Genomic DNA, 26,097 nt, shown 5'->3' with positions numbered 1-26,097 from the left:
AGGTAGGCGGCGCCGGAGGGCGTCCCTGGAGGCGAGCGGAGGTAGAGCGTGGCGGTGGCTCACGACGACGCGGTGGCTCACGATGACAAGGTGGTGCGGGAGTTCTCCAAGCAGGCCGAGGGGTTCGGTGATCCGCGGCTGAACGTGGCGCTCACGCGGCATCTCGGGCGGCTGGTGGACTTCATGGAACCGGAGCTCGACCTGGAGGACGTCGTGCTGGAGGTCGCCGCGGGCACCGCCCTGGTGTCGCGGGCGATCGCACGGCGGGTCCGCCATGTGACGGCGCTGGACCTGACGCCCGCGATGCTGGCGCAGGGCAAGGGCGAGGCCGACCGGGAGGGCATCACCAACATCACCTTCACCCGCGGCGACGCGACGGCCCTGCCCTATCCCGACCGATCGTTCACACTGGTCGTGACCCGGTTCTCTCTGCACCAGGTGGCCGATCCCGCCGCGGTCGTCGCCGAGATGGCCCGGGTCGGCCGTCCGGGCGCGGCGATCATCGTCGCGGACCTGGTGCGGCCCGCCGACGCGGGGGGCACGGACCCGGACCGGATCGAACGGCTGCGCGACCCCTCGCACAACACGATGCTCACCGAGGACGGGATCGGCGCCCTGCTGGAGTCGGCGGACGCGGAGGTGCGGCGGGCCGACCGGTTCGACTACGTCCGCCCGCTGGAGCCGTGGCTGGAGCTGGCGCGGACCGGCCCGGAGGCCGCCGCGCAGATCCGCACGGAACTCCAGAAGGAGCTGGACGGCGGCCCCGCCACCGGCATGCGCCCGAGCCTGCGGGACGGAGAACTGCACTTCACCCAGACCTACGCCTTCATCCACGCCTGCGCGTCCTGAGAAGCTTCGCGGACCTCGGCGAACGCGTCGCTCATGTGTTCTATGGTGTCGAACATGAGTTCAACGGTGCGTGCCATCGGGAGGCGCGAGCCCGCCGCCCTGGCGATGCGGATCGGTGTCGTCGCGGCGGAGGCGGCGCTGGCGACGTTCGCCCGCAACCTCGACCTCGAGGACGTGGAGAGCGGCGAGATCGACTTCCGCGGGGCCATCTCGCCCGCGGAATGGCCGGTGTTCTCGCTGGTCATCGACACGCTCGCGGAGGCCGCCCCGGGCGATGACCGCCCGCTGGACGAGCGCCGTGTCGACGCCCTCAACGACCTGGCCCGCATCTGCTCCGCCGCCAAGGGGCGCGTCGCCTAGCGCTTCACCTTGCCGGTGCTGGTGCGGGGGAGCGTGTCCACGAAATGGACGTCGCGCGGCACCTTGTAGCGGGCCAGGTGCGAGCGGACGTGGTCCTTGAGGTCGTCCTCCGTGACGGTCGCGCCCGGCGCCCGGACGACGTACGCGGCCAGCCGCTGCCCGAACCGCTCGTCCTCGACGCCGCCGACCGACACCTCCGCGACGTCGGGATGCGCGCCCAGCAGGTCCTCGACCTCGCCGGGGAACACGTTCTCGCCGCCCGACACGATCATGTCGTCGGCGCGGCCGTCGACGAACAGCCGGCCCCGCTCGTCGACATGCCCGAGGTCGCCGGTGCCGACCAGGCCGTCCCGGACCGGTCTCGCGCCGCCACCGGTGTACCCGGCGAAGCGCAGCCCGCCCCCGGTGTAGATCTCGCCGATCTCACCGGTCGGCACCTCCTCGCCGCGCTCGTCCAGGATCCCGATCCGGACCCCCAGCGAGGGCCGCCCCACGGTGCCGGGTCGTTCGCGCAGGTCGCGGGGCGTGGCGATGGTCGCCCACCCGGTCTCGGTGGCTCCGTACACGTTGTGGATCACGTCGCCGAACGCGTCCATGAACGCCTCGCACAGGTGCGGGTGCAGCGCGGACCCGCCGCACACCACGACGCGCAGCGACGCGGGACGCGGCCCGTCCAGGGCGTCCAGGAGGCGCTGAAGCATCACCGGCACCGCGATCAGCGTCTCGGCCCGTAATCCCTCGATCGCCTCCAGGACCCGCTTCGCATCGAACCGGCGGAACAGCACCAGCGGCGTGCCCAGGGCGAGTCCCGCCGTCAGGTAGGCGAACCCGAGCACATGGAACAGCGGCGGCCCGATCACCATCGGCGCCCCGGACCGTACGGGCACGCGCATCGTGTGGCTGAGCGCGACGGGCAGGATCGCCCCGATCGAGAGGTCGTGCCGGGCGCCCTTGGGCGTCCCCGTCGTCCCGGACGTCATGAGGATCACTCTGCTGTGCCTCGCCGGCCGCGGCGTCTCCGGTGGGGTCTCGGCCAGTTCGTCCAGCGTCTCGTGCGGGCCGGACCCGTCCCGCCAGGCGTGGACGCGGCGCCCGGCGAAGGACGCCTCGTCCACGACCGCGTCGAACTCCGCGTCGTGGATCAGCAGCGCCGGCCTCTCGCGCTCGGCGACGCGCCCGAGCTGCGGCCCCGAGAAGTCGGTGTTGAGCAGCACCACGTCGTTGCCGAGCCGGGACGCGGCCAGCACCGCCTCGACGAACCTTCGATGGTTGCGGCACAGCACGCCGACCGTGCCGTCCTCGGTCACCCGGGTGCGCAGGGCGGTGGCCAGGCCCGCGGCGCGTCGTTCCAGTTCCGCGTACGTCAGCGTGCCGCGTTCGTCGATGAGGGCGGTCCGGTTCGGGAAGCGCAGCGCCGCCATCGCCCCGACCGTCGCGGGCACCGGTCCGAACCGCCGGTACACGAACGGCAGCCGCACGGCCCGGTCGGGGCGGACGGGATGCAGCGCACCCACGTCCCGCACGGCCGTGGCGGCGCGACGCCCCAGGCCGACCACCGTACGGACGCGATCGAGCAACGGCACGGCACCCTCTCCTCCGTTCGACCATCCGGCCTGGAGGTACCCGATGCTCGCGGTGCGATGCACCGCCGGGCGCTCCGGTCTTTCCGGGAGGGCTCACTCCAGGTAGTGGAAGTCAGGCCGGGGGTGCATCAGGAAGTCGTGGTGGGAGATGTTCCAGGCGTAGGCGCCCGCCATGGCGAAGGCGATGAGGTCCCCTGGGCGCAGGTCCGCGGGGACCGGCACGTCGGTGGCGAAGACGTCTTTGGGTGTGCAGAGCTGCCCGACCAGGGTCGCCGCTCGGGTTTCCCCTGTGCGGGTCAGGACCGTGAAGGGTTGGTCGTGGCCCTTCGTCACGGGGGTGCGGAGGTGCTGGGTGCCGCCGCGCAGAACGACATAGGTCTCGCCGTGCGTGGTCTTCACATCGAGCACGTCGGTCACGTACCAGCCGTGGTAGGCGGTCAGGGCACGGCCTGGTTCTATGCGGAGTTTCGCGGGCACGTCCGGTAGCCCGGCGGCGTAGGTCCTCCAGTCGAAACGGGTCTCGGGGTCGGTGTAGTCGACCGCCATGCCGCCCCCGAGGTTGATTTCCGGGGACTCGACGTTGTGCGTCTCCAACCAGGGGATCGCCCAGTCGATGATGTGCCGTGCCAGGTCGAGCATGGCGGTGGCGTCCAGGCCGGAGGCCAGGTGGGCGTGGATGCCGTGCAGGGTGAGGTGGGGACTGCTGCTCGCGAGGCTACGGGCGCACGCGGTGAGGGCTTGTTCGTCCATGCCGAAGGCGCCGCGCATTTGGAGGGCGGCACCGGTCGTGGGCAGCCTGAGGTTGGCGCGGAGGAGGACGTGGGCGGGGCGGCCCTTGGCTGCGAGGCGGGCGAGCTCGTGTGGGCTTTCCACGTGGATGCGTTCGACTCCCAGGTCCAGGGCCAGGGACAGTTCCTCGTCGGTCTTTCCGGGGCCGCCGAAGGCCAGGCGTGCGTTGGGGAGGGTTCGCCGTACGTGAGCCAGCTCGCCTCCGGAGGCGACCTCGATGCCGTCCACATGGGGGGCGAGTGCGCGGAGTATGGCCGGGTCGGGGTTGGCTTTGGCGGCGTAGAAGAGTTCCGGCCCGAGGGCGCTTCGGATGGACGCGACGTGCTCGCGCAGTCCGTTCAGGTCGTACACGTAGGCGGGGAACCGGGTGAGGTCCCTCATGTAGTCATGGGGGGTCATCCGCAGACTCCGGCGAAGGGGTTGGGCACCGGGACGTAGGTGGCCGTGCGGTCCGCGCTGCGCGACCATCGTGCGCGCAGGTTGGCCTTGGCCGGGAAGGGGACGCCCGCCAGCAGGGCGCGAAGCTGAGGGTGGTCGCCGCAGGAGGCGAAGTGGGGACGGGCGGCGAACCACAGGTCTTGGTCCAGGTCGGGGTGGAGGTCGGCCACGGCGGCGGCTATCTCCGTCAGGTGGTTGACCAGCAGGCAGTACACGACCCGGTTCCAGGCGCGGTTCTGGTCGTAGGTGAGGGACTCGCGGACGCGGGCAGGGAGGTCGGCGATCCGTTCGTGCCAGGCGGGGGTGAGCTTGGTGCCCTCCAGGTCACGGAAGGCCGTTTCCACGGGCATGCCCTCGTCGTCCACCACGACCAGGACGTTCTGCAGGTGCGCCTCTAGGACGATGCCGTGTTCCAGATAGGCGCGCAGCGCAGGGCGTGCGACGTGCCGTACGTAGGCGTCCCACCAAGCGAGGGCGCCTTCCGGGGTGGCGAGGGCAGGCAGCGTGGCGAGGGTGGTGCCGTACGGGTCGGCGAGGGCGGCGGCCAGGAGGGGGGTTCCGTTGAGGGCGCCTACACCTTGGCGCAGGATCACACCGAGCCCTTCGTGGAGCCTGCGGTCGGCCAGGGCGACGCTGCGGTACGCGGGTTCGGCCAGGAACGTGCAATCGTCCAGAGCGGCGAAGACGGGCTGGACGAGCTTGTTGAGGGCGACCGCACCAGCCAGTTCGTACCAGGCGTTCTTGCGGACGCAGTTGGTGATGCGGATGTCCAGGCTGAACTTGCAGAACACGTCCGCGTCCGGGACGTAGGCGGTACGCACCGACGATGTGGGGACGACCTCGGGCGCGGCCGGGCCGAGGTCGACGATGAGCCCTGTTCCGAGGGCCTGGCGAAGGGCGGGACGGTCGCTGAGGAGGGCGAGCTGCCAGGGGTGAGCGGGCAGCAGCCGGAATCCGGATGGGGCGCCCGGGCCAAGGCCGTCGAGCCTTGCGAAGGCGGAACCGTCACCCTCCTGGACGAGGACGTCCTCACGTACGGCGAGCCAACGGGGATGGAACCGCGCCCTAACCTCTGGTGCGTATCGCATCCATTCGGCGGGGTCGCCTTGGCGGGCCTTGGGCGAGGGATGGAAACGGTGGCCCGACAGCAGGGATTGCTCGGATTCCAGGTAGCGGTCCAACGGGTGCGAGCCGGAACGCGTCGGCTCCGCTCGTGCGGCCAGGATCGCGGCCAAGGCTGTATGGCTGTCCCGCACCTGTGTGAGGAACTCCGGGTTCGCCTGCCCGGTGCACAACTCCAGTTCGCCCGCCACAAGGTCGGCCAGGCGATCCCAGCCCGCGGCCATCCACGAGCCGTCACGGTGCTCCTCGAAGGGGGCAACGAGGCGGTACGTGGGACCGGACGGGGGCCTGGCCAACCCTGCGCGCAGCGTGACGCCGACGCGGGGGAGCCGGACGACGAGGCGCCCGCCGTCCACCCGTACCTGATGCTCGGGTGCGCACACCTCGCGGACGAGGCAGTTCAGCAGCGCGGTGGCGGTGGCGTCGTCGGCGGTGAGAGCCGGTCGTGTCAGCAACACGTGTCGTCCCGTAGGTAGTTGGGCCCCGGCGGGCCATAGTGCTTGTTGATGTCGGCGGATCCGGTGCGCGCCTTGTCGACCAGGGTCCCGGCGGTGACCATCGCCTTGGTCGGCAGCGTTCCGGCGTCCAGGGTGCGTGCGCGCAGGAAGGCGTCACGCGGCCCGAGCGCCGCGTCGAGCCGTTCCCGGATCATCGCCAGGCCGGTCCGCAGCGGCAGCAGTCCCCGCTCGGCCAGCCCGAAGGCGGGCGCGGCGGCGCACAGATGGAGGGTGATGGTGACGAAGACGCGGGCCAAAGCCTCGCGGTCCGGCGTCACCATCCGGGGATCGAGGAACGCCTCGTCGGCGCCCTGGGCGAGCCCGTCCTCGCCGAGGAAGAGCGTTCCGTCGTAGTCCTTGATGAGCAGCTTGAGATCGTGGCCGTCCAGGACGAGCGACACGTTCTGCTGATGGGCTTCCAAGGCGATCCCGCGCCTGAAGAGGGCGACGTTCCATGCCAGCAGTGCGTCCAGGTACGCACCGAAGAGGCCGGGCACGTCCCATTGCTCGATGACGCACCCCCCTTGGGGAGAGGGCGCCAGCAGGCCCGCGACCGGGATGACATGCGCGCCGGCCGTCTCGGCTGGGAATCGCCGTACGAGGTAGGTGAGCCAGGGGGAGCCGGCGTGCCCGTAGGTCTGCTCGTCAGCGAGCAGGATGGGCAGCTTCGGCTCCTCGTCCAGGACGCGGCGCAGAAGCCGTTCGGCCAGGGCGCCGTCGTGCAACGTACGCGGGACGATCGTCCTCTTGTTGCGCAGACCCAGCGTGCTTGTGGGCAGGGGCATCTTCAGGTGCGTGGACGCGTCCACGGCGACGGTACGCATGGAAAGCGTGGGAGAGACGCTGAGATACGGCTCGGCGGCGAGTGTCACCCCTGTCATCCCGTCCAGGTGAGGCACGGTCAAGGGGTGGACGGGGAAGAGGTCGTCGTCCTGCCACCAGTCGGGCCGTACGCCGTGGGCGGTCACCCGATCCGGGGGTACGGCGGCCCAGCGCAGTTGGAAAACGGGTGCGAACTCGGGGGCGTGGTTCCTCAGCTCCTCCGCGTTCAAGCCGATCCTGCACCGTCCCATCGGGTGGACGGGGTGGTCGGTGTAGGCGGCGAGCGTTTCGTAGTAGGTGCCGGGGCCACGGCGCGCCTCATCCGGAACGCGGGCCATCCGGCGCAGAACCTCATCCAGGGACGCCTCTTGGAGCCGGACGGTCGCCAAGGTCTCCCTGCACTCGCGCTCGAAGGCGGCCACGTCGTCGCTGGGGTCGGCCAGGGATCGGACGGCGGCGAACACATCGTCAAGCCGCAGCCCTTGGGCGGGGTCCACCGACACCTCGGCCATGAACCCATCGCCTGTCCTGAGGCGCACACGCCGCCCTGGCAGGTCGAGCGTGCGTCCCTGGACGAACCGGCGCAGCCCCGCGTAGTCCTCGCGCAGCAGGGCGTCCAGCACCCGTGCGGCGAGTGCGGCCTCGGTCACGAGATCGTCCAGGTGTTGGAGGCCCGGAAGCGGGCGATCGCCGCCTCCACCTCGGTGGCCGAGGGGCCGATGGCGCGGATCGTTCCGAGGTAGTCGCGATTGGTGTGTGTCAGCGCGATGCGTTCGCCGACCGGGCGCTGGGGGCGGTACGACAAGCGGACGGCCCCGTCGGTCAGGTCGACCGCTTCGGGCGCGGCGGTGAGGACGCCATCGCGTGTGGCAAGGACGACATCGGCGACGGCATGGCGTCCCAGGCTTTCGTGCGACGCCTCAAGAGGCGGCAGGCGCTCGCCCATGTGGACGCGGAGTATCCAGTCGAAGAGGGGGATGTTCAGTAGGTCGGCCATGAGGAAGTCACAGTGGTCTCCGATGAGCCGGTAGTTGACCTCGATCAACCGTGCCCGGCCCTCGTGAACCACGAACTCCGTATGGCACGCCCCGAAACCCACCCCCAGCGCCTTCAGTTGCGAGAGAACCTGGTCGGTCCCGGGGGGAGGCGGGGTCCACTCAAGGCGTTCCTCGATGAAATGCGGCGGAGGCGACACCTTCGTGTGGAAGGAGCCGAGTACGCGCAGCTCGTGCCCGTCTCCGAGCGTTTCCAGGGTGTGCAGCTCGCCCGGAAGGTACTCCTCGACCACCAGTGGGTCGGAGCGCCGTGCCTTGACCTCTTCGCGGCGGGCGGCAAGCTCGGTGGCGTCCCGTACGAGAAAGACGTCCTCGCTGGCCACCCCTTCGCGTGGCTTGAGGACGAGCGGATACGGGGCGTCCTCGGGCACGTCCTCCGCGGGCGAGGAGAAGACCGGGTCGATCCGCTGGAGATGGCGCCGCATGAGGGCCTTGTTCTTGGTGCGGGTGGCCGCCTTCCAATCCTTGCCGGGCAGTCCCAGATAGGACGCGGCGAGTGCGGTGGGCGCCTGGAGGAAGTCGCTGTTGGAGAACAGCGCCGCGGGCTCGCCCGGCAGGTCCGCGACACGGGCGATGATCTCGCGGAAGTCGGTCACGTCGCAGGGGATCACGGGACCGTCGGACGTCTTCCCGTGCTCCTCCGGCCGGTCGGTCAGCAGCGCGACCGCCAGACCGCGGGCCGTGGCCAGCCGTCCGGCGGCGGGCAGGAACCCGGAGGTCACCGAGTCGGTGACCTTCCCTGCGACGAGCGCCAGGACGGGTGGGGCCGACGAGGGAGGCACGGAGGGAAGCACGGAGCCCACGGCCACCTTCCTGTAATGAGGTAAGGCTTGCCTAACCGAAGGAAGGCACCATAGTGACGGCGCCACGATTCCCTTGCAAGGAAGGCGCCGCGCGTGTCTCGCCCCTCCGTGAGCGGAGCGCGCGGGCATCCGAGAGGATGGGGTCATGGAGTTAGTGGAGCGCTGGGTCGCGCTGGCCGGTCCTCGAACACGGCGCATCGGCGCCGACCTGGACGCGCGTTACGGGGAGGAGCATCGCCGCTACCACACGCGCGAGCACCTCACCGCCGTCCTGGACCTTGTGGACGAACTGTCGGCGTACGCGGACGCGCCCGACACCGTACGGCTGGCGGCCTGGTTCCACGACGCGGTCTACGACCCCCAACGTGCCGACAACGAGGAACGCAGCGCACGCCTGGCGGAACGGATGCTCGCCGACACCGACCTTCCGACGGACACCGTCAGCGAGGTCGCGCGGCTGGTAAGGCTCACCGAGACGCACGCGCCCGCCCCGGACGACCGCAACGGACAGGTCCTGAGCGACGCCGACCTGGCGATCCTGGGCTCGGACCCTGAGCGGTACGCCGCGTACGCGGCGGCCGTACGGGAGGAGTACGCCTTCGTCCCCGAGGAGATCTACCGGGCCGGACGCGCAGAAGTCCTGAGCGGGCTCCTCGCCCTTCCCACCCTCTTCCACACCCCGCCTGCCAGCGAACGCTTCGAGGACCGGGCGCGCCACAACCTCGACACCGAGTTGACCCTGCTCAAGGCCACACCGCCTCAGGACACGTCCCCGCAACGCTAGGCGCGGGCGAATTTGGGGCGGCGTAACCCCGCCTGGGTCAGCCTGCGCACCAGTTCCTGGCAGCCGACCTCCTTCGCACCCAAGCTCACCGCGGCCCCGTACAACTCCGAGGGCACGTCGTAGTGGTCCCGCTCGAACGCCCTGGTGGGCATCCCCAGATCGGCCGCGAACGTGTGTAGTTCCTCGAACGACACATCGCTGACCATGTGCGACCACAGGCGCCCCCGCGAGGGCCACAGCGGCGGGTCAATCAGGATCAAGGCGCCTCCCGTTCCTGCTTCGCCGGGTCAAGTCCTATGCCTGTGGCGCCTCTCCCCGCAAGTCTCCAGGGGAAGCTGAGGATGCTCTGGGCGTCGGGATGCTGGTGGAGGGCGTTGCCGGCGGCTTGAGGCGAGGTCGTCAGCGGCCTGGCAGGCGGCGCCTAGCTCGGGGGAGGGCTGGGTGCGATCATCGGGTGGGTGAACGACTGCACCTTTTGCGCGATTGTTGCCGGTCGGCTGCCCTCCTACCGTGTCCTTGAGGACGAGCACACCGTGGCGTTCCTCGACATCGCCCCGGCCTCGCGGGGACATACCCTGGTCGTCCCGCGCGAGCATACGCCGGACGTGTGGGCGATCTCCGAGGAGACCCATGCGCATGTCGCCGGGATGGTGCATCGAGTCTCCGCTCTGGTGAAGGCGGCGTTCGCCCCAGACGGGGTGAACATCGTGCACTCCACTGGCGAGGCCGCCTGGCAGGAGGTCTTCCACTTTCACACGCACGTGGTCCCGCGCTGGCATGGTGACGATCTGCGGCTGATGTGGAGTTCTCAGCCGGCTTCGGAGCAGGAGCTCGAACAGACGTTGGAGCTGGTGGCCGCGGCGAGGTAGATCCTCGGAGTTCATGCCGAACGCGGCGGCGAGGTCCACAGTCATTAGGATCGAGCAATGCCCATGGACGTTCGCGAATACATCACGGCCGGCAAGGAGCGGTTCTTCGCCGATCTCAAGGAGTGGCTGGCCATCCCCTCCATCTCCGCCGACCCGGCCCGCCACCCGGACGTACGGCGCTCGGCCGAGTGGCTCGCCTCCCACCTGCGGGAGACGGGGTTCCCCACGGTCGAGGTGTGGGAGACGGCCGGGCTCCCCTCGGTGTTCGCGGAGTGGCCCGCGGCGGACCCGGATGCCCCGGCCGTGCTCGTCTACGGGCATCACGACGTCCAGCCGGTCGAACCGCTCGACGAGTGGGAGACCGACCCCTTCACCCCCTTGGAGAAGGGGGACCGCCTCATAGGGCGCGGTGCGTCCGACGACAAGGGACAGGTGCTCTTCCACACCCTGGGTATCAGGGCCGGGCTCACCGCGTCCGGCGCGACCGCGCCCCCTGTGACCATCAAGCTTCTGGTGGAGGGCGAGGAGGAATCGGGCTCGGTGCATTTCCCCGAGCTGCTGCGCGCCCAGCGCAAGCGGCTCGCCTGCGACGCCATCGTCATCAGTGACACGACGATGTGGTCCGAGGACGTCCCGTCCATGTGCACGGGCATGCGCGGCCTCAGCGAGGTGGAGGTGGCGCTGTACGGGCCGGACACCGACCTGCACTCGGGTTCGTTCGGCGGGGCCGTCCCCAACCCTCTGCACGCCATGGCGACGCTTCTGGCGGCCCTGCACGACGCCGACGGCCGGGTGACCCTGCCCGGGTTCTACGACGATGTCGTCCCGCTCACGGACGAGGAGCGGGAACTGTTCGCCCGGCTCCCGTTCGATGAGGCCCAATGGCTGCGCACCGCTGGGAACAGCCGCGTCGCGTACGGGGAGAAGGGCTTCACCACCCTGGAGCGGATCTGGGCGCGCCCGACCGCCGAGATCAACGGCATGTGGGGCGGCCACACGGGCCCCGGCCACAAGACGATCGTCCCGCGCGAGGCGCATGCCAAGCTCTCCTTCCGGCTCGTCGCCGGACAGGACCCGGTCAAGGTGCAGGAGTCGTTCCGTACGTGGGTGGAGCGGCACACCCCACCCGGCATACGCGCCGAGGTCACCACCTTGGCCGGCAACGTACGCCCGTGCTTCTCGCCCATCGATTCGGCGGGGGTGCGCGCGGCCAAGCGCGCCATGGAACGGGCCTTCGGCAAGGAGGTGCTGTTCACCCGGGAGGGAGGCAGCGGACCCGAGGCCGACCTGGCGGACATATTGGAAGCCCCTTTGGTGTTCGTAGCGGTGGGCCTGAACAGCGACCGCATTCACGCTCCGAACGAGAAGGTCGAGATGCCCCTCCTCCTCAAGGGGGCGGAGGTGTCCGCCTACTTGTGGGACGAGATGGCCACCGCCCTGCGGCCGGAGTGACCGGCCGGGCCGGGCGGAGGGCCGTACAAGGGGCCGTACAAGGGGCCGTACGAAGGGCCGGGCAGGAGGAGAGCCGTTGACTGACATCGAGGCAAGGGTTCCCGCCGAGCCGCTCACTGAGTCGACGCTGGAGTGGCTTGCGCTGGCCCGCGGCACCCTGGACAGGGTGGCCGAGCACCGCCGTGACGAGGAATGGGTGGCGTCGGCCTGGGCGGACCCGCGTACCCGGGTCTTCGCCGTCCAGAGCGGGCGCGCGCTCGTCACCTACGACCCGAGACCCGGGCTGGTCTTCACCTCATCCGGTGACGCTCCCGAAGGCGACCGCTACCTCCTTGGAGTCGACGACGAAGGCGTGGCCTACTTCGCCGTACAGGCACCGCTGCCCTCCATCCAAGGCGCCGAGCCGGCCAGCCTGCGTCGCGTAGGAGCCATCCTGGGAGACCGGGATTCCGGCCTGATGACCCACGCGGTCGCCCTGGAACACTGGCACGCGTCCAACCAGTACTGCCCGCGCTGCGGGAAGGCCAACGAGCTCACGGCGGCGGGGCACGTGCGCGTGTGCCCGTCCGACGGATCCGAGCAGTTCCCCCGTATCGACCCTGCGGTCATCATGCTCGTCCGGGACGAGCACGACCGCGTCCTGCTGGCGCGCGGCCCGAGCTGGCCCGAGAACCGGCGCTCCATCCTGGCCGGATTCGTCGAGCCCGGGGAGTCCCTGGAGCAGGCCGTCGTCCGCGAGGTACGCGAAGAGGTCGGCATCACGGTGAGCGACATCCGTTACATGGGAAGCCAGCCGTGGCCGATGCCGCAGAGCCTCATGCTGGGCTTCTTCGCCCGTGCCGAGGGCTCCCAGGAGATGCGTCCCGATCCCGAGGAGATTCTGGACGCGGCCTGGTACACGCGTGATGAGCTGAAGGAGGCGATCGAGAGCGGCCGGGTGGTGTCGCCCGGGCCGCTCTCCATCGCCGCCCAGCTCATCGTCCGCTGGTACGGGGGGCCGCTGCCCGACATGCCGCCGTTCTAGCGCCCCCGGACCGGTCAGACGCCCAGGAGGCGCTTGACCTCCTTGGCGCTGGGGTTGGTCAGCACGTGCCTCCCGGCCTCCGGGGTGTCGACGACCACCGTGGGGACCACCTGGTTGCCGCCGTTGACGCTCATCACGAACTCCGCCGCCGCGGGGTCGCGCTCGATGTCGATCTCCACCATCTCGATGCCGTCCCTGGCCAGCTGGCTCTTCAGCCGCCGGCAGAAGCCGCACCAGGTGGTGGTGTACATGGTGAGCGGGCCCGTGGGCCCGGTCGCCTGGTCCGGAGTGGGCGTGGCCATCGGCGAGTCGTCTCCTTCGTGCGCGGTCCCCGCGAGGGGCCGTCCCCGTACGGGCGTTGCCGTCGGGTGGTGATGTCTGCGATTCGTGTGAGGTGCCTGGCCGGATGTCCGGATGTGGACTCCCGGGCGATTGCGTCAACAGCCTGCCGCCGTCCCGCATTCCGCGGACGAGGTTATCCACAGATGCGGGCGGGTGCCCGTCCCGTCCCCGGGGGCTGCCAGGATGGGGGGATGCTGGCTGAGGGCGTTCTGGCGGGTCTGGACCCGGAGCAGCGGGCGGTGGCGGAGGCCGTGCAGGGCCCGGTGTGCGTGCTGGCGGGCGCGGGCACCGGCAAGACCAGGGCGATCACCCACCGCATCGCGTACGCCGTGCTCACGGGCGTGGTGGCGCCGCAGCGGGTGCTGGCGGTGACCTTCACCAACCGGGCCGCGGGGGAGCTGCGGGCGCGGCTGCACCGGCTCGGCGCCCCCGGCGTCCAGGCCCGCACCTTCCACGCGGCGGCGCTGCGGCAGTTGTCCTACTTCTGGCCACGGGTGGTGGGCGGCGAGCCACCCAAGATCATCGAATCCAAGATCGGACTCGTGGCGGACGCGGCCCGCGCCTGCCGGCTGGCCTTCGGCCGCAGCGAGCTGCGCGACATCGCGGCCGAGATCGAATGGGCCAAGGTGACCCAGCACCGTCCCGAGGACTACGCGGGCGCGGTCGCCACCGCCGCCCGCAAGCTGCCCGCCGACGTGGGCGACGTGGCCCGGATCTACACGATGTACGAGACGCTGCGCCGCGAGCGCAACCTGCTCGACTTCGAGAGCATGCTGGAGCTGACCGTCGCCGTGCTCACCGAGCACCGTGAGGTCGCCGCGCAGGTCCGCGAGCAGTACCGGTACTTCGTCGTGGACGAGTTCCAGGACGTCAACCCGCTGCAGAAGCTGCTGCTGGACGCCTGGCTCGGCGACCGCGACGACCTGTGCGTGGTCGGCGACCCCAACCAGACGATCTACTCCTTCACCGGGGCGAGCCCGTCCTACCTGCTCGGCTTCACCCGCGAGCACCCCGGCGCCAAGGTGGTGAAGCTGGTCCGCGACTACCGTTCCACGCCCCAGGTCGTCGCGCTCGCCAACGGCGTCATCGGCCAGGCCACCGGCGGCGCGGCGGGGCGGCATGTCCTGGAGCTGGTGGCGCAGCGCCCGGACGGCCCCGAACCGGTGTTCGCCGAGTACGACGACGAGGTCGCCGAGGCCGACGACGTGGCGCGCCGGGCCCGCAAGCTGATCGAGGAGGGCGTGCCGGCGCGCGAGATCGCGATCCTCTACCGGATCAACGCCCAGTCCGAGGCGTACGAGTCGGCGCTGGCCGCCGCGGGCGTCCCGTACGTGCTGCGCGGCGCCGAACGGTTCTTCGAGCGCCCCGAGGTGCGCGAGGCGGTGATCCGGCTGCGCGGCGCCGCCCGCGCCGGCGCCGACGCCGAGACCGACGGCACCGGGCTGATCGCCACCGTCCGGCACGTCCTGTCCGGCGCGGGCTTCACCGACCGGCCGCCCGAGGGGACGGGCGCGGTCCGCTCCCGCTGGGAGTCGCTGGCCGCGCTGGCCCAGCTCGCCGAGGACATCGCCGCCGACGACCCGAGCGCCGGCCTCCCCGAGTTCGTCGCCGAACTGGCGGAACGCGCCGCCGCCCAGCACGCCCCGCCGCTTGAGGGCGTCACGCTGGCCTCGCTGCACGCCGCCAAGGGCCTGGAGTGGGACGCGGTCTTCCTGGTCGGCCTGGTCGAGGGCACCCTCCCGATCGTCTACGCCGAGACGCCCGATCAGATCGAGGAGGAGCGCCGCCTGCTCTACGTGGGCATCACCCGGGCCCGGGAGCATGTCGCCCTCTCCTGGGCGCTGTCGCGTTCGCCGGGCGGCTCCAGGCGGCGCCGTCCGTCCCGTTTCCTGTACGGCCTCGCGCCCATGACCACGACCCCGACGCCCGCCCGCGCCGAACGCGCGCAGCGCCGCACCACGAGAGGGCCGCAGCCCTGCCGGGTGTGCGGCCGTCCCCTCACCGCCGCCATCGAACGCAAACTGGGGCGCTGCGAGGACTGCCCCGCCCAGCTCAACGAAGAGCTGCTGGTGGCCCTCAAGGAGTGGCGCGCCAAGGTGGCAGCCGAACAGAGGATCCCCGCCTATGTCGTCTTCACCGACGCCACCCTCCAGGCCATAGCCGAACGCTCCCCCGAGACCCTCGAAGACCTGGCCGCGATCCCAGGAGTAGGCAAAGTCAAACTGGACCGCTACGCCAAGCCTGTCCTAGCCCTCTGCACAGGAGACACCCCGAACTGAAAACCACAGCCACCAACCCCAAAGCCCACACCACGCCAACCCGAGGGACCACGTCACGCCAGGGTTGGAAGGCTGCGTAGCGCCGAGCTAAAGGGTTGGCCGGGGTCATGGTGCGCCGGACCGGAAGGTTGTGCCGCTTGTCGAGCTGGCGTCCACAGCACACCGCGTTAAGGAGCCGCAGCGCCCCGTGCTGAGAGGCTGCGTCCCGCCAGGCTGAGGGGCCGCGGCGCCCCGAGCTGGGGCCGTGGTGGCCAGGTGAGGGCGTCGCGTTACGTCGGGCCGGGGTCCTGGTGCGCCGGGCTGGGTGGTTGTGGTGCTTGTCGGGCTGGGGGCCGCAGCACACCGCGTTAAGGGGCCGTGGTGCTTCAAGCTGGGCGCTGTGGTGCGCTGGTCGGGGGCCGCGGCGTCCTGAGCTGGGGCCGTGGTGGCCAGGTGAGGGCGTCGCGTTACGTCGGGCCGGGGTCCTGGTGCGCCGGGCTGGGTGGTTGTGGTGCTTGTCGGGCTGGGGGCCGCAGCACACCGCGTTAAGGGGCCGTGGTGCTTCAAGCTGGCCGTTGGGGGGCGTCGGCCGGAAGCCGCAGCGCCCCGTGCTGAGAGGCTGCGTCTGGCCAGGCTGATGGGCCGCAGCGCCCCGAGCTGAGGCCGTGGTGGCCTGGGCTAGGGCGCCGCGTCACGCCGGTTTGAGGTTGCGGCGCGCTGGGCCGGGGTGGCGGTAGGCCGGGCGGGGGCGTTGGCCATGGGTTGAGGGATTGCGGTGCGTTGGGTTGAGGGGCTGCGGCGCGCTGTTGAGGGGGTGGGGTGTGGGTGGGGTTGGGGTTTGGGAGACTGGCGGCCGTGAACGAGTCATTGAAGGCGCTGCTTGATCTCCTCGATCTTGAGCAGATCGAGCATGAGATCTTTCGGGGGCGTAGCCCCGAGGAGCGGCGCCAGCGGGTCTTCGGCGGTCAGGTCGCGGGTCAGGCGCTGGTGGCGGCCGGCCGGACGGTGCCGGTGAACCGGCCCGTGCACTCGCTGCACGCCTACTTCATCCGCCCCGGGGACCCGCTCGTCCCGATCGTGTACACGGTCGACCGGGTGCGGGACGGGCGGTCGTTCACGACCCGGCGCGTGACGGCGATCCAGCAGGGGAAGGCGATCTTCGTCATGTCGGCCTCCTTCCAGATCGTCGAGGACGGGCCGTCGCACCAGGCGGCGATGCCCGAGGTCGCCCCGCCCGAGACGCTGCCCACGTCCCTGGAACGGCTCAGGCCGATCTTCGGCGAGACCGGGGCCGCCGAGTTCGTCCACCAGCGTCCCTTCGACGTCCGGCACGCCACGCCGCTCACCTGGGAGGCGGCCAAGGACCCGTCCCTAACCACGCCCGAGTCCAAGGTGTGGCTCAGGGTGGACGGCGAGCTGCCCGACGACCCGCTGCTGCATGTCTGCCTGATGACGTACGCCTCCGACCTGACGCTGCTCGACACCGTCCTGCTCAACCATGGGCTGGCATGGGGCGACCGGCGGACGATGGGTGCCAGCCTCGACCACGCGATGTGGTTCCACCGGCCGTTCCGCGCCGACGAATGGCTGCTCTACTACCAGGACACCCCGTTCGCGGGCGGCGCGCGCGGCCTCGCCCGCGGTCAGGTCTTCACCCGGTCGGGCGATCTCGTGGTCTCGGTCATGCAGGAAGGGCTCATCCGCACCAAGGACTGACCGATCCGGATACCCGGGTGTATGCCGGACGGTATTTCCCGTGGGGCAAATATCGAGCGGAACTCGTTCCCCGGGAGGAGGCGCCGCCTTCATGGCGCTGCCATCCTTGTATTGGACGCGCGCCACGGGGCGCGGGTTCGGCTCGCAAGGGGTGAACTCGCCCACAAAACCGCAGGTCAAAAATACCTTGATTGGTTTGCGGAAGTCCCCGTACGCTCGATGCGAGCATTCAGCCGGTCCGGCCGTGTGGATCATGGATCCGTCGGCAGGCCACGAGTAGCCAGGAAGGTGGTGTGCAGCCCGGTGAGCACTGTGACGCCCGAATCGGCCGCGAGCTGGACCGCCGCCGCCCGCCCTGGCAGCACGCTCATGATCGGCTTGGCCAGGTATGGCGACGGCGACGCCATGTGGCCCGCGCAGCGGTACGAGGCCGGCCCGTCCGGCCCGGCACCGCGCGATCTGCGCGTCCGGCGGGACCAGTGTGTCTCGCGTGGCCAGCGGCCAGTCCAGCGTGAGCTGGGGCGCAGTGTCTTCATGAACCTGGAGGACGACGCGCTTATCGCTCCGGCCACGGCCCACGTGGACGCCACTTCCGTGAAGGGCGACTCGGGTCCGTACTCCTGGAGGCGACCGGTTTAGATTTACGCCGGAAAGCCCCCAGGCCGCGGATCCCGACACCGGATCCGCGGCCTCTTTCTTTGCCCGGAAGACCCACCGACACATCCGTTGCGAACCAACGAGAGGAACAAGGGTGACTGTGATGCAGGGGGCTCTCGCAGTAAGCGAGGAGGACCTCACGCTTCCGTGCCGTACCGACCCGGAGCTCTTCTTCGCCGAGGCTCCCGCCGACGTCGAGCTCGCCAAGGCCCTGTGCCTGGAGTGCCCGCTCCGTAAGGAATGCCTCGCCGGCGCTCTCGAGCGCAAGGAGCCCTGGGGCGTCTGGGGCGGGGAGCTGTTCGTCCGCGGCGTGATCGTGCCGCGCAAGCGTCCGCGTGGACGTCCGCGTAAGAACCCGCTCCCCGACGAAGTGGGCGTGTGAGGCCCTCGATGGCCACCGTCGTACCGACGACCGACAGTAGGGAAACCGGGGGCGCGGTCCCCGCACAGGGGCCGCGCCCCCGGGCCACCGGAGACCACGACATGACCTTGCTCGGCCATGACCTGTTCAGGGGCCGGATTCCGGAATCCGAAGAGGGGCTGGCGCAGCGCGTGCGCGTGCTGCGGCGAGCCCGCCGGGACGCCAGGACGCGGAGCGCCCGCGTCAGGCGCGTCCTGCTCGCTCCGACCTCGGCCCCCGTCCAGTACAACGTGACGGCCGCTCAGTACATGACCCGGCACGTCCGTTAGCCCGACGTCCGACACGACACGACCATGAGTCCCGCGCGGTAGCAGGCCGCCCCGCTCTTCTTGGATGGTTTGGCGGGCGAGCGGCCTCCCGGCGGGCATCCGGGCGCGTGCCCGGCGACCCCCTCGCCGGGCACGCGACCACACCGGGCCCCGCGCGTCTCACCAGCGCGCGGGGCCCCATCGCGTCACGGGCCGGTCACCGCGACGGCGGTCGGTCGGCCGGCTCGTCCTCGGCGAAACCGGGCACCCAGCGCAGCGACTCGGCGCGGGCGGGGATCTCGCATTCGAGCTGGCACAGCACGCCCGTGCCCGCCGACAGGACGCGGTGGACGATCACGTACTCCGGCGGCAGGTTGAGCTGGCGGACGACGTTGGTGGGACGCAGATCGGTCACCCGCGCCGCCATGTCCCGCAGCCACTCGCGGGAGAACTTGAACGAGTCGGTGACGAACGGCTCGGTGATCGGTGCCAGGAAGGACTGCAACGCCTCGGCGTCGATCTCCACGCCCTCGCGGATGAAGTCCTCGTTGCGCAGCGCGTCCTCGATCTCGTCGATGTCGGCCATGGTGCCGATCCGCAGCAGCCGCCCCATCCGGTGCTGGAAGTCCTCGGGGATCCGGTCGACGGCGCCGAAGTCCAGCACGCCCAGCCGCCCGTCCGCCATGATCCGGAAGTTGCCGGGGTGCGGGTCGCCGTGCAGCAGCCCGGCGCGTTTGGGCCCCGACAGCAGGAACCGGCAGTACAGCAGGGCGGCGTGGTCGCGCTCGTCCTGGTCGCCGGAGCTGATGATCTTCGACAGCGGGGTCCCGTCGATCCACTCGGTGACCAGCACGTCGCCGGACTGGGCCACCACCTCGGGGATGACGAAGTCGGGGTCGCCGGGCGGGAACCCCTCCCGGAACGCGGTCTGCGAGGCGGCCTCGACGGTGTAGTCGAGCTCCTCGGCCACCCGCTCCTTCAGCTCGGCCAGCACCGACTTGACGTCCAGGCCGGGCATCAGCACGGCGAACAGCCTGGCCAGCCGAGCGAGCTGGTTGAAGTCGCTGACCAGGGCCTTGCCCGCGCCCGGGTACTGGACCTTGACCGCGACCTCGCGGCCGTCCGCCCAGACCGCGCGGTGCACCTGGCCGATGGACGCGGCGGCGGAGGGCTCGTCCTCGAACGAGGTGAAGCGGTCGCGCCAGTCCTCGCCGAGCCCCTCGGCCAGCACGCGGTGGACGACGGCGGCCGGCAGCGGCGGCGCGGCCTCCTGGAGCCTGGTGAGGGTGGCCCGGTAGGGGCCGGCGATCTCCGGCGGCAGCGCGGCCTCGAAGATCGACAGCATCTGGCCGAGCTTCATCGCCCCGCCCTTGAGCTCGCCCAGCACCGTGAACAACTGCTCGGCGGTGCGCTGCTGGATCTCCATGGCCACCGCCTCGGCGGAGCGGCCGAAGGTGCGCTTGCCCACGCCGAGTGCCGTACGCCCGGCGAAACCGAGGGGGAGGGACGCCAGCTTCGCTGACCGCGTCACGGCGCGGCGGGGGAGATCGCTCACGACGACCATTGTCGGCGATCGGTCGCCGTTCTCGCCATACGCGTGCGAAACAACCTTCCGATGTTGTCTCACCGCACCCGCCCGACCTGCGGCAACCCGGTAAGTGTGCGCTTTCTCACCTCGCTGGCGGGCCTGCCGGGCAGTGTGGTACGGGCTCCCGTACGGGCGCACGGTAGCGTGCGGGCCATGCCGCACGAGTCGTCCACGCCATCCCCCGAGGCCGCCCCCGTCCTGCTGCTGGAACGCCGACCGGACGGGGTCGCCGTCATCACCCTCAACGATCCCGACCGGCGCAACGCCATGTCCGACGAGATGACCGCCGCCTGGAAGGAGGCGATCGCCGGCCTGCGCGCCGACGACAAACTGCGCTGCGTCGTCGTCACCGGCGCCGGCAGCGCCTTCACCTCGGGCGGGAACCTGTCCTGGCTGGCGGACGCCAACGCCGTCGCCGTCCCCGCGCTGCGCGACCGGATGCTGGAGTTCTACCGGACCTGGCTGGGGATCCGCACGCTGGAGGTGCCCACCATCGCCGCCGTCAACGGGCACGCGATCGGCGCGGGCCTCTCCCTCGCGCTGGCCTGCGACCTCCGGTACGCGGCCGCCGACGCCAAGCTCGCCGTCCCGTTCACCTCGCTCGGGCTGCACCCCGGCATGGCCACGACGTGGCTGCTGCCCGAGGTGGCGGGCCTGCCGCTGGCCCGCGAGCTGCTGTTCACCGGACGGTCCGTCACCGGCTCCCAGGCCGAGTCCTACGGGCTGGTCAACCGGGCGGTGCCGCGCGAGCTGGTGCTCCAGGAGGCGCTGGACGTGGCCGCCCGGATCGCCGCCCAGGCGCCCATCGCGACCCGGCTCACCAAGGTGGCGCTGTCCAACGGCGGCCACCCGGACCTGGAGTCGGCGCTGCGCTGGGAGTCCCTCGCCCAGCCGATCACGATGGCCTCGAAGGACATGGTGGAGGGGCTGACCGCCCAGCGCGAGAAGCGCCGCCCCGTCTTCACCGGCGAATAGCGCCCGGCTCGCCGGAGCGGAGGGCCGAGAGGCACGTCAGAGCGGGACGGGGCCCGGCGGCTCGTCCGAGAACCCGCCGGTGGCGATCATGCCCGCCCTGGCGCGGGCGCGGCGCCTGGCCAGACGGCTCATCGCCACCGACAGCACGATCGGGACGGCGATGTCGATGCCGCGCACCAGGGCGTCGGCGGGCACCCCGTACCGCCGGGCCACGCGGCGCGCCACCGGCCGCAGCGCCCGGCTCGCGACGCCGCCCGCCACCGCCCCGGCGATCCCGCCGCCCGCCTGGGACCCCACGGACCGGGGCGGCGTGCCCAGCCGCCGCCCGTCCGGTGTCTCCAGGATCTCCGGTGCGGTCTCGGCACCCGTGCCGCTCGCCCGCCGCCGTTGCCCAGCCACCTCGATCACCCCTGTCTCCCGGCGCGGACGCTGTCTCCCGGCACGGACGCGCGTGCCGGCTCGACGGTCCAGGCCCGACGGTCCGGGTCCATACCCGCGCAAGCGCCGGGTAAAGCGAACAGGCCCCGGGCCGCCGGAACCGCCTCCCTTCCCCTTTCGAGGCGGTACCCGACGGCGCGGAGCCGTCTTGACATCGACGGTAGAAGCGGCCGCCGCCACGGTCAACGCGGGGTTGTGGACAGCGTGTGGAGATCCCTGGGGACGGGTCGGGGTGTTGGTGTGGAAACCGTGCGAAGACTCTGTGGAAACTCTCTGGGGACGGTGGAAAACAATGGGGTTGACCTGCAAAAACTCCCAACACCCCCTGTGGAGGAAGCAAATTTTTAGGTACGGTTCTGGCGTGCCCCCTAACGTAGAGGTCCGCCGTAGCAACCGACGCCGGCGGACGGTGTCCGCGTATCGCGATGGGGACAAGGTCGTCGTGATGCTCCCCTCCCGGCTGAGCAAGGCCGAGGAGGAGCAGTGGATCGCGACCATCCTCGAGCGGCTTGAGGAGCGGGAACGCCGTCGCCGGCCGTCCGACGCCGATCTGGAGGCCAGGGCGCGCGAGCTGTCCCGGCGCCACCTCGGCGGACGCGCCATGCCCGTGAGCGTGCGTTGGGTGGGCAACCAGCGCACCCGCTGGGGCTCGTGCACGCCGGACGACGGCACCATCAGGCTCTCCACCCGGCTGCGCGGCATGCCGCCGTGGGTGGTCGACTACGTGCTGGTCCACGAGCTGGCCCACCTGATCGTCCCGGGGCACGGGGCGGACTTCTGGAAGCTGGTGGGCAACTACCCCAAGGCCGAGCGGGCCCGCGGCTATCTCGAAGGCGTCGCCGCCGCGGCCCACCTCCCCATGGAGGGGGAGATGGCGGCCGGGGACGCGGGCGACGACCTGCCTCCCGAATACCGCCACGGGGTCGCCGGGTGACCGTCGGCACCACCCGTTTCGTCGCAGTCCTGTCCTCCCCGAGGCGGCCTTCCGCGGACCCGTCCTCAGGGGGTCCTCCGAGCCCTCCCGGGATCGATCCCGAGGAGTTCCGGCTCGCCCTGCTGGAGGACACCTACGAGGTCGCGGCCGGGCTCGACCTGGTCACGCCCGCCCTCGTCCTGGACCCTCCGGACCAGCCCGACGCCGAGGCGATCACCTGGCCGGGCACCCCGATCGTCCGGGAACGCGGTCTCGCCGCGGCCTTCGCCGCCCTGGGCGCGCTGGGCGCGGAGGAGGCCGTGCTACTGGCCGGGGACGCCCCCGACCTCCCGCCGCTGCTGATCGGCAAGCTGTTCCGCGCCCTGGGCTCCGCGCCCGCGTCCGCCTGCCAGGCCCGCGGACCCGGCGGCCCGGACGGGCTGGTGGCCCTGGCCGCGCGGCTCCCGCTGCCCCCCTGGCTGGACGCCGCCCTCGCTGACGTCGATCTCGACACGCCCGACGCGCTCGCCCGCCTCCGCGCCGCCGCGCCACGTCCGGGACAGGTGCCGCAGGGCCCCGCCTGGCACCGGTTGCGGACGCGCGCCGACCTCGGCGTCCTCGACCCCGGCCTGGAAGGCTGGGAGAACACCCGGGCCCTGCTGGAAGGCCACCCGCTCAGCTCGTGAGGCGGCCCGTCAGATCGCGGACGTGACCGGCCAGGCGCCGGACGACATCGTCGCCCGGGTCGGGAAGGGCGTCCACCGGGAACCAGCGCAGATCGTCGGACTCGTCGCTGATCGCGGGCACCGCGCCCGGCGGGGCCAGCGCCACGAACTCCACGTCCAGATGCCACGACCCTTCCGGATGGCAGCGCACCCGGTGCCGGTCGAGCTGCACCGGGAAGGGATGGAGCCGCAGCCCCTCGATGCCCGACTCCTCGGTCGCCTCCCGCAACGCCGCGTCGGCCAGGGTCGCGTCCTCGGGCTCGCAGTGACCGCCCAGCTGCAACCATGCCCCGATCTTGCTGTGCAGGGTCAGCAGGACGTTCGCGCGCGCGTCATCCACGACGAGTGTGCTGGCCGTGATGTGCCCCGGGACGCACTCGCGCCAAATGCCGTCCGGATGCTCCTCCAGATGGCGCAGATAGTCCTGGCGCAGGCGCTCCTGGTCAGGGGAGGGCGCCCGCCATTCGGTCAGGACGTTGACGATGTCCGCGTACAGGGACGAGCCAGAGGTCATACGCGGCGGACCCTCGGGTAGTGGGAGGCCGCCCGGTGCATGCGGCGCCGCTCCTGGTCACTTGGACGCTGCCAGCACAGCCCGGCCCCCGCCACCTCCCGCCTGAACAGCGCGGACGCGGTGGCCGGCTCGAAACGGCAGCCGGGAACGCGCGAGTAACCCGCCCGCGACCTCACGCGCGGGGCTCCGGGCCGTCACCGCCGGGCTCGTCACCCTGCTCCCGATCCTGGTCCTCGTCCCGCTGCTCGGTGAGCGCGGAGATGTCCAGATCGGACAGCCCCTCGATCTCGTCCTTGCCGTGCAGGAAGCCTTCGGGATTGTTCAGGTCCTCGGCGTCCGGCAGCAGGTCCGGGTGGCCCCAGACGGCGTCACGGCCCTGCACGCCGCGCAGCTCGGTGAGCGAACGCCACAGCGCGCCCGCCTCACGCAGCCGCCGCGGCCGCAGCTCCAAGCCCACCAGCGTCGCGAACGTCCGCTCGGCGGGGCCGCCGGTGGCGCGGCGCCGCCGCACCGCCTCGGCCAGCTTCACCGAACCCGGCAGCCGGTCACGGGCCACCTCGTTGACGACCGTGTCGACCCAGCCCTCGACCAGCGCCAGCGTGGTCTCCAGTCGGATCAGCGCGGCCTTCTGCTGCGGGGTCTCCTCGGGCGTCAACTGGAGCTCGTTGCCGAGCGCCTGCTGGATCGCCTCGGGATTGCTGAGATCCAGGCCCTGGATCGCCCGCTCGATACCGGACAGGTCCACCGTGATACCGCGGGCGTAGTCCTCCACCGCTCCCAGCAGGTGGGACCGCAGCCACGGCACGTGCGCGAACAGCCTCTGGTGCGCGGCCTCCCGCAGCGCCAGGTAGAGCCGCACCTCGTCCTCGGACAGCTCCAGGCCCTCGCCGAACGCCTCCACACCGGCGGGCAGCAGCGCGCCCACACCGTCCGGCGCCAGCGGCAGGCCCACGTCGGACGAGCCGACCACCTCGCGGGCCAGCGCGCCCAGCGCCTGCCCGGCCTGGCCGCCCACCATCGCGCCCGCCATCTGCTTCACCATGCCGATCAGCGGACCGGCCATCGCCTGCATCTCCGGCGGGATCTCACCCGAGCCCAGCGCGCCGCCCATCGACTCGACCATGCGGGACGCGATCGGGTCGCACACCTTCGACCACACCGGCAGCGTCCGCTCGATCCACTCCGAACGGCTCCACGCCTCGGGATTCCGGATGCCCGCGGGCAGGGTGGTGCCCTCGTCCAGCCACAGGTCGGCCAGCCGCAGAGCCTCCTGCACCTGCCGCCGCTCGGCGTCCACCACGGAGGGGTCGCCCTGCTCCGCCACCGAGTGACGGGCTATGTTCTTGGCCAGATCCCAGTTCAGGGGGCCGCCACCGGCGCCGGGCGCACCCTGGCTGCCGATCATGTCGGCGAAACGGTGGAGCATGTCGGCGAACTGCCGCATGTCGCCGCCCATGGCCTTGAATGGATCCTGGGGCTTGTCCTTGTCGTCATCACCGTCGCCGGGACGGTTGAAGCCGAACGGGGTATCGCTCATCGGTTCGCCCCTGGGATGCATGATGGGCTCATATCCGCAACGTTAGCCGGTCCCGGCCAAGTCGCGAACACAAGGAAGGGGGCGCCTCCGTGGCAACGGGCAAGGTTCGCCCTGGGCGTAGACAAGGCCCGGTCGTGGCCGTCACCGGCGCGGCCACCGGCGCGGGCCGGCTGCTGGCCGCCGGGCTCGCCGGGCGTGAGGAGATCCGCAAGGTCGTCGCGATCGACGACCACCGCGGCGACGTACCGAACGTCACGTGGCGGGTGACCGACATCCGGGACCCGCTGCTGTCCAACCGGCTCTCGGACGTGGACGTGATCGTCAACCTGGACCTTCTCAGCTCCCCCGAACTGGACCCGCGCGAGCGCCGTACCCACAACGTGCGGGGAGCGCAGACCGTGGTCACCGCCGCCGCGGCGGCCCGGGTGCGGCGGGTGATCCTGGTCACCAGCGCCATGGTGTACGGGGCCGGACCCGACAACCCCGTCCCCCTCGCGGAGGACGCCCCGCTGCTCGCCGAGGCCGACACCAGCATCGCCGGCGACTACGTGGAGATCGAGGAACTGGCCGCCGGCGCCGCCCTGACCCACCCCGGCGTGGACGTCACCGTCGTCCGCCCGGCCGCCCTGGTCGGACCCGGAGTGGACACCGTGATCACCCGGCACTTCGAGGCGCCCCGGCTGCTGTCGGTCAAGGGCAGCACCCCCGGCTGGCAGTTCTGCCACATCGAGGACCTGGCCTCCGCCCTCGAACTGGTCGTCACCGAGGGCCTGACCGGACCCATCGCCGTCGGCTCCGACGGCTGGCTCGGCGCGGACGAGGTGTCCGCGATCACCGGCAAGCGCGGCTTCGAGCTGCCCGCCGCCCTCACCTTCGGAATGGCGCAGCGCCTGCACCGCCTCGGCATGACCCCGGCGCCCGCGACCGACCTGCGCTACGTCGCCTACCCGTGGGTGGTCGACTGCGCCAGGCTTCGCGCCGCCGGCTGGAAACCCGCCCACGACAACGCCGGCGCGCTGCGCGTCCTCCTGGAGGAGACCGCCGGCCGGCACGCCGTCGTCGGACGCCGCGTCGGCGGCCGCGAGGCCACCATGGCCACCGCCGCCGGAGCCACCGTCGCCGCCATCGGCGCCGCGGCAGCCATCCGCCGACGCCGCCAGCGCCGGCGCGTGTGAGTGTTTATTGCTTCAGCGAGCTGCGCTCCTCGCCTAATGGGTGTTGCTGGGTCGGTCGCTGGCAGACTCGGTGCCTGACAGCCACCGGTGGGTGAGTACTGGTTCTTCGCCTGGAGCGGGTGAGTCCTGACGCCAGATCGTGC

The 26,097-nt window shown here is 71.4% G+C and carries 25 protein-coding genes; 14 read left to right on the top strand and 11 right to left on the bottom strand.

Annotation, left to right across the window (positions count from 1 at the left end):
• The first annotated feature begins 48 nt into the window (after positions 1-48).
• Both QSK21_RS21935 and QSK21_RS21930 read left to right on the top strand, forming a co-directional pair.
• On the top strand, positions 49-849 hold the full coding sequence (locus tag QSK21_RS21935) for a class I SAM-dependent methyltransferase (protein WP_285698493.1): 801 nt from the start codon (positions 49-51) through the stop codon (positions 847-849).
• A 54-nt stretch (positions 850-903) separates the two neighbouring features.
• A complete protein-coding gene (locus tag QSK21_RS21930; protein ID WP_285698491.1) occupies positions 904-1,209 on the top strand; it encodes a hypothetical protein in 306 nt (101 codons plus the stop codon).
• On the opposite strand, the gene QSK21_RS21925 is transcribed toward QSK21_RS21930, so the two are convergent.
• The 5 genes from QSK21_RS21925 to QSK21_RS21905 all read right to left on the bottom strand — a co-directional run bounded on the left by QSK21_RS21925 (position 1,206) and on the right by QSK21_RS21905 (position 8,309).
• Positions 1,206-2,792: an AMP-binding protein gene (locus QSK21_RS21925; protein WP_285698488.1), complete on the bottom strand. Its 1,587-nt coding sequence runs from the start codon at positions 2,790-2,792 to the stop codon at positions 1,206-1,208. The two genes, QSK21_RS21930 and QSK21_RS21925, sit on opposite strands and share 4 nt — an antisense overlap.
• 93 nt (positions 2,793-2,885) lie before the next feature.
• Positions 2,886-3,962, bottom strand: a complete 1,077-nt coding sequence (locus QSK21_RS21920) for a type III PLP-dependent enzyme (RefSeq protein WP_285698485.1) — start codon at positions 3,960-3,962, stop codon at positions 2,886-2,888.
• A gap of 14 nt (positions 3,963-3,976) precedes the next feature.
• Entirely contained in the window at positions 3,977-5,599 is a 1,623-nt protein-coding gene (locus tag QSK21_RS21915; protein WP_285698482.1) for an IucA/IucC family protein, read from the bottom strand.
• Complete coding sequence (locus QSK21_RS21910) at positions 5,590-7,110, bottom strand: IucA/IucC family protein (RefSeq protein WP_502871588.1); 1,521 nt, start codon at positions 7,108-7,110, stop codon at positions 5,590-5,592. Before QSK21_RS21910 ends, QSK21_RS21915 begins: the two co-directional genes overlap by 10 nt.
• Positions 7,107-8,309, bottom strand: coding sequence for an ATP-grasp domain-containing protein (locus tag QSK21_RS21905; protein WP_285698478.1), 1,203 nt, complete (start codon positions 8,307-8,309; stop codon positions 7,107-7,109). Before QSK21_RS21905 ends, QSK21_RS21910 begins: the two co-directional genes overlap by 4 nt.
• A gap of 154 nt (positions 8,310-8,463) precedes the next feature.
• On the opposite strand from QSK21_RS21905, the gene QSK21_RS21900 reads away from it, so the two are divergent.
• Positions 8,464-9,102 (top strand): HD domain-containing protein, encoded by a 639-nt coding sequence (locus QSK21_RS21900; RefSeq protein WP_285698475.1) that lies wholly within the window; start codon positions 8,464-8,466, stop codon positions 9,100-9,102.
• Here QSK21_RS21900 and QSK21_RS21895 read toward each other — a convergent pair.
• Positions 9,099-9,362 (bottom strand): DUF4031 domain-containing protein, encoded by a 264-nt coding sequence (locus tag QSK21_RS21895; RefSeq protein WP_285698473.1) that lies wholly within the window; start codon positions 9,360-9,362, stop codon positions 9,099-9,101. The two genes, QSK21_RS21900 and QSK21_RS21895, sit on opposite strands and share 4 nt — an antisense overlap.
• 198 nt (positions 9,363-9,560) lie before the next feature.
• On the opposite strand from QSK21_RS21895, the gene QSK21_RS21890 reads away from it, so the two are divergent.
• The 3 genes from QSK21_RS21890 (at position 9,561) to nudC (ending at position 12,447) form a co-directional block, all read left to right on the top strand.
• Complete coding sequence (locus QSK21_RS21890) at positions 9,561-9,971, top strand: HIT family protein (RefSeq protein ID WP_285698470.1); 411 nt, start codon at positions 9,561-9,563, stop codon at positions 9,969-9,971.
• Between the two features lie 63 nt (positions 9,972-10,034).
• Positions 10,035-11,423 carry a dipeptidase gene (locus QSK21_RS21885; protein WP_285698654.1) on the top strand — a complete coding sequence of 463 codons (1,389 nt, stop codon included), beginning with the start codon at positions 10,035-10,037 and terminating at the stop codon, positions 11,421-11,423.
• A gap of 85 nt (positions 11,424-11,508) precedes the next feature.
• Positions 11,509-12,447 (top strand): NAD(+) diphosphatase, encoded by a 939-nt coding sequence (nudC, locus tag QSK21_RS21880; protein ID WP_285698653.1) that lies wholly within the window; start codon positions 11,509-11,511, stop codon positions 12,445-12,447.
• Between the two features lie 14 nt (positions 12,448-12,461).
• On the opposite strand, the gene QSK21_RS21875 is transcribed toward nudC, so the two are convergent.
• Positions 12,462-12,749 (bottom strand): mycoredoxin, encoded by a 288-nt coding sequence (locus QSK21_RS21875; RefSeq protein ID WP_285698468.1) that lies wholly within the window; start codon positions 12,747-12,749, stop codon positions 12,462-12,464.
• Positions 12,750-12,980: 231 nt separating this feature from the next.
• Here QSK21_RS21875 and QSK21_RS21870 point away from each other — a divergent pair, with 231 nt between their 5' ends.
• The 4 genes from QSK21_RS21870 to QSK21_RS21855 all read left to right on the top strand — a co-directional run bounded on the left by QSK21_RS21870 (position 12,981) and on the right by QSK21_RS21855 (position 18,110).
• On the top strand, positions 12,981-15,068 hold the full coding sequence (locus QSK21_RS21870; RefSeq protein WP_285698466.1) for an ATP-dependent DNA helicase UvrD2: 2,088 nt from the start codon (positions 12,981-12,983) through the stop codon (positions 15,066-15,068).
• 834 nt (positions 15,069-15,902) lie between these two features.
• The gene (tesB, locus tag QSK21_RS21865; protein WP_285698463.1) at positions 15,903-16,763 is read left to right on the top strand and encodes an acyl-CoA thioesterase II; all 861 of its coding nucleotides are present in this window, start codon (positions 15,903-15,905) and stop codon (positions 16,761-16,763) included.
• Positions 16,764-17,523: 760 nt separating this feature from the next.
• The gene (locus QSK21_RS21860; RefSeq protein WP_285698460.1) at positions 17,524-17,802 is read left to right on the top strand and encodes a WhiB family transcriptional regulator; all 279 of its coding nucleotides are present in this window, start codon (positions 17,524-17,526) and stop codon (positions 17,800-17,802) included.
• Between the two features lie 101 nt (positions 17,803-17,903).
• Complete coding sequence (locus QSK21_RS21855; RefSeq protein WP_285698457.1) at positions 17,904-18,110, top strand: hypothetical protein; 207 nt, start codon at positions 17,904-17,906, stop codon at positions 18,108-18,110.
• Positions 18,111-18,306: 196 nt separating this feature from the next.
• Here the strand turns inward: QSK21_RS21855 and QSK21_RS21850 are convergent, their stop codons facing one another.
• Entirely contained in the window at positions 18,307-19,644 is a 1,338-nt protein-coding gene (locus QSK21_RS21850) for an ABC1 kinase family protein (RefSeq protein WP_285698454.1), read from the bottom strand.
• A 186-nt stretch (positions 19,645-19,830) separates the two neighbouring features.
• On the opposite strand from QSK21_RS21850, the gene QSK21_RS21845 reads away from it, so the two are divergent.
• Entirely contained in the window at positions 19,831-20,652 is an 822-nt protein-coding gene (locus QSK21_RS21845; RefSeq protein ID WP_285698452.1) for an enoyl-CoA hydratase/isomerase family protein, read from the top strand.
• Positions 20,653-20,688: 36 nt separating this feature from the next.
• Here QSK21_RS21845 and QSK21_RS21840 read toward each other — a convergent pair whose 3' ends face one another.
• Positions 20,689-21,060, bottom strand: coding sequence for a hypothetical protein (locus QSK21_RS21840; RefSeq protein ID WP_285698451.1), 372 nt, complete (start codon positions 21,058-21,060; stop codon positions 20,689-20,691).
• A 439-nt stretch (positions 21,061-21,499) separates the two neighbouring features.
• Here QSK21_RS21840 and QSK21_RS21835 point away from each other — a divergent pair, with 439 nt between their 5' ends.
• On the top strand, positions 21,500-22,024 hold the full coding sequence (locus QSK21_RS21835; RefSeq protein ID WP_285698448.1) for a M48 metallopeptidase family protein: 525 nt from the start codon (positions 21,500-21,502) through the stop codon (positions 22,022-22,024).
• Entirely contained in the window at positions 22,021-22,689 is a 669-nt protein-coding gene (locus tag QSK21_RS21830; RefSeq protein WP_285698446.1) for a hypothetical protein, read from the top strand. Before QSK21_RS21835 ends, QSK21_RS21830 begins: the two co-directional genes overlap by 4 nt.
• Here the strand turns inward: QSK21_RS21830 and QSK21_RS21825 are convergent.
• Both QSK21_RS21825 and QSK21_RS21820 read right to left on the bottom strand, forming a co-directional pair.
• A complete protein-coding gene (locus QSK21_RS21825) occupies positions 22,679-23,242 on the bottom strand; it encodes an NUDIX hydrolase (protein ID WP_285698445.1) in 564 nt (187 codons plus the stop codon). The two genes, QSK21_RS21830 and QSK21_RS21825, sit on opposite strands and share 11 nt — an antisense overlap.
• Before the next feature lie 172 nt (positions 23,243-23,414).
• Positions 23,415-24,779, bottom strand: coding sequence for a zinc-dependent metalloprotease (locus tag QSK21_RS21820; RefSeq protein ID WP_285698443.1), 1,365 nt, complete (start codon positions 24,777-24,779; stop codon positions 23,415-23,417).
• A 134-nt stretch (positions 24,780-24,913) separates the two neighbouring features.
• Here QSK21_RS21820 and QSK21_RS21815 point away from each other — a divergent pair, with 134 nt between their 5' ends.
• Positions 24,914-25,954 (top strand): NAD-dependent epimerase/dehydratase family protein, encoded by a 1,041-nt coding sequence (locus QSK21_RS21815; protein WP_285698440.1) that lies wholly within the window; start codon positions 24,914-24,916, stop codon positions 25,952-25,954.
• Positions 25,955-26,097: the final 143 nt, after the last annotated feature.

The organism is Actinomadura sp. NBRC 104412, from assembly GCF_030269515.1.
Taxonomy (GTDB): Bacteria; Actinomycetota; Actinomycetes; order Streptosporangiales; family Streptosporangiaceae; genus Spirillospora.
The sequence above is the reverse complement of the archived record's forward strand: the minus strand, read 5'-3'. Positions and strand labels throughout refer to the sequence as shown.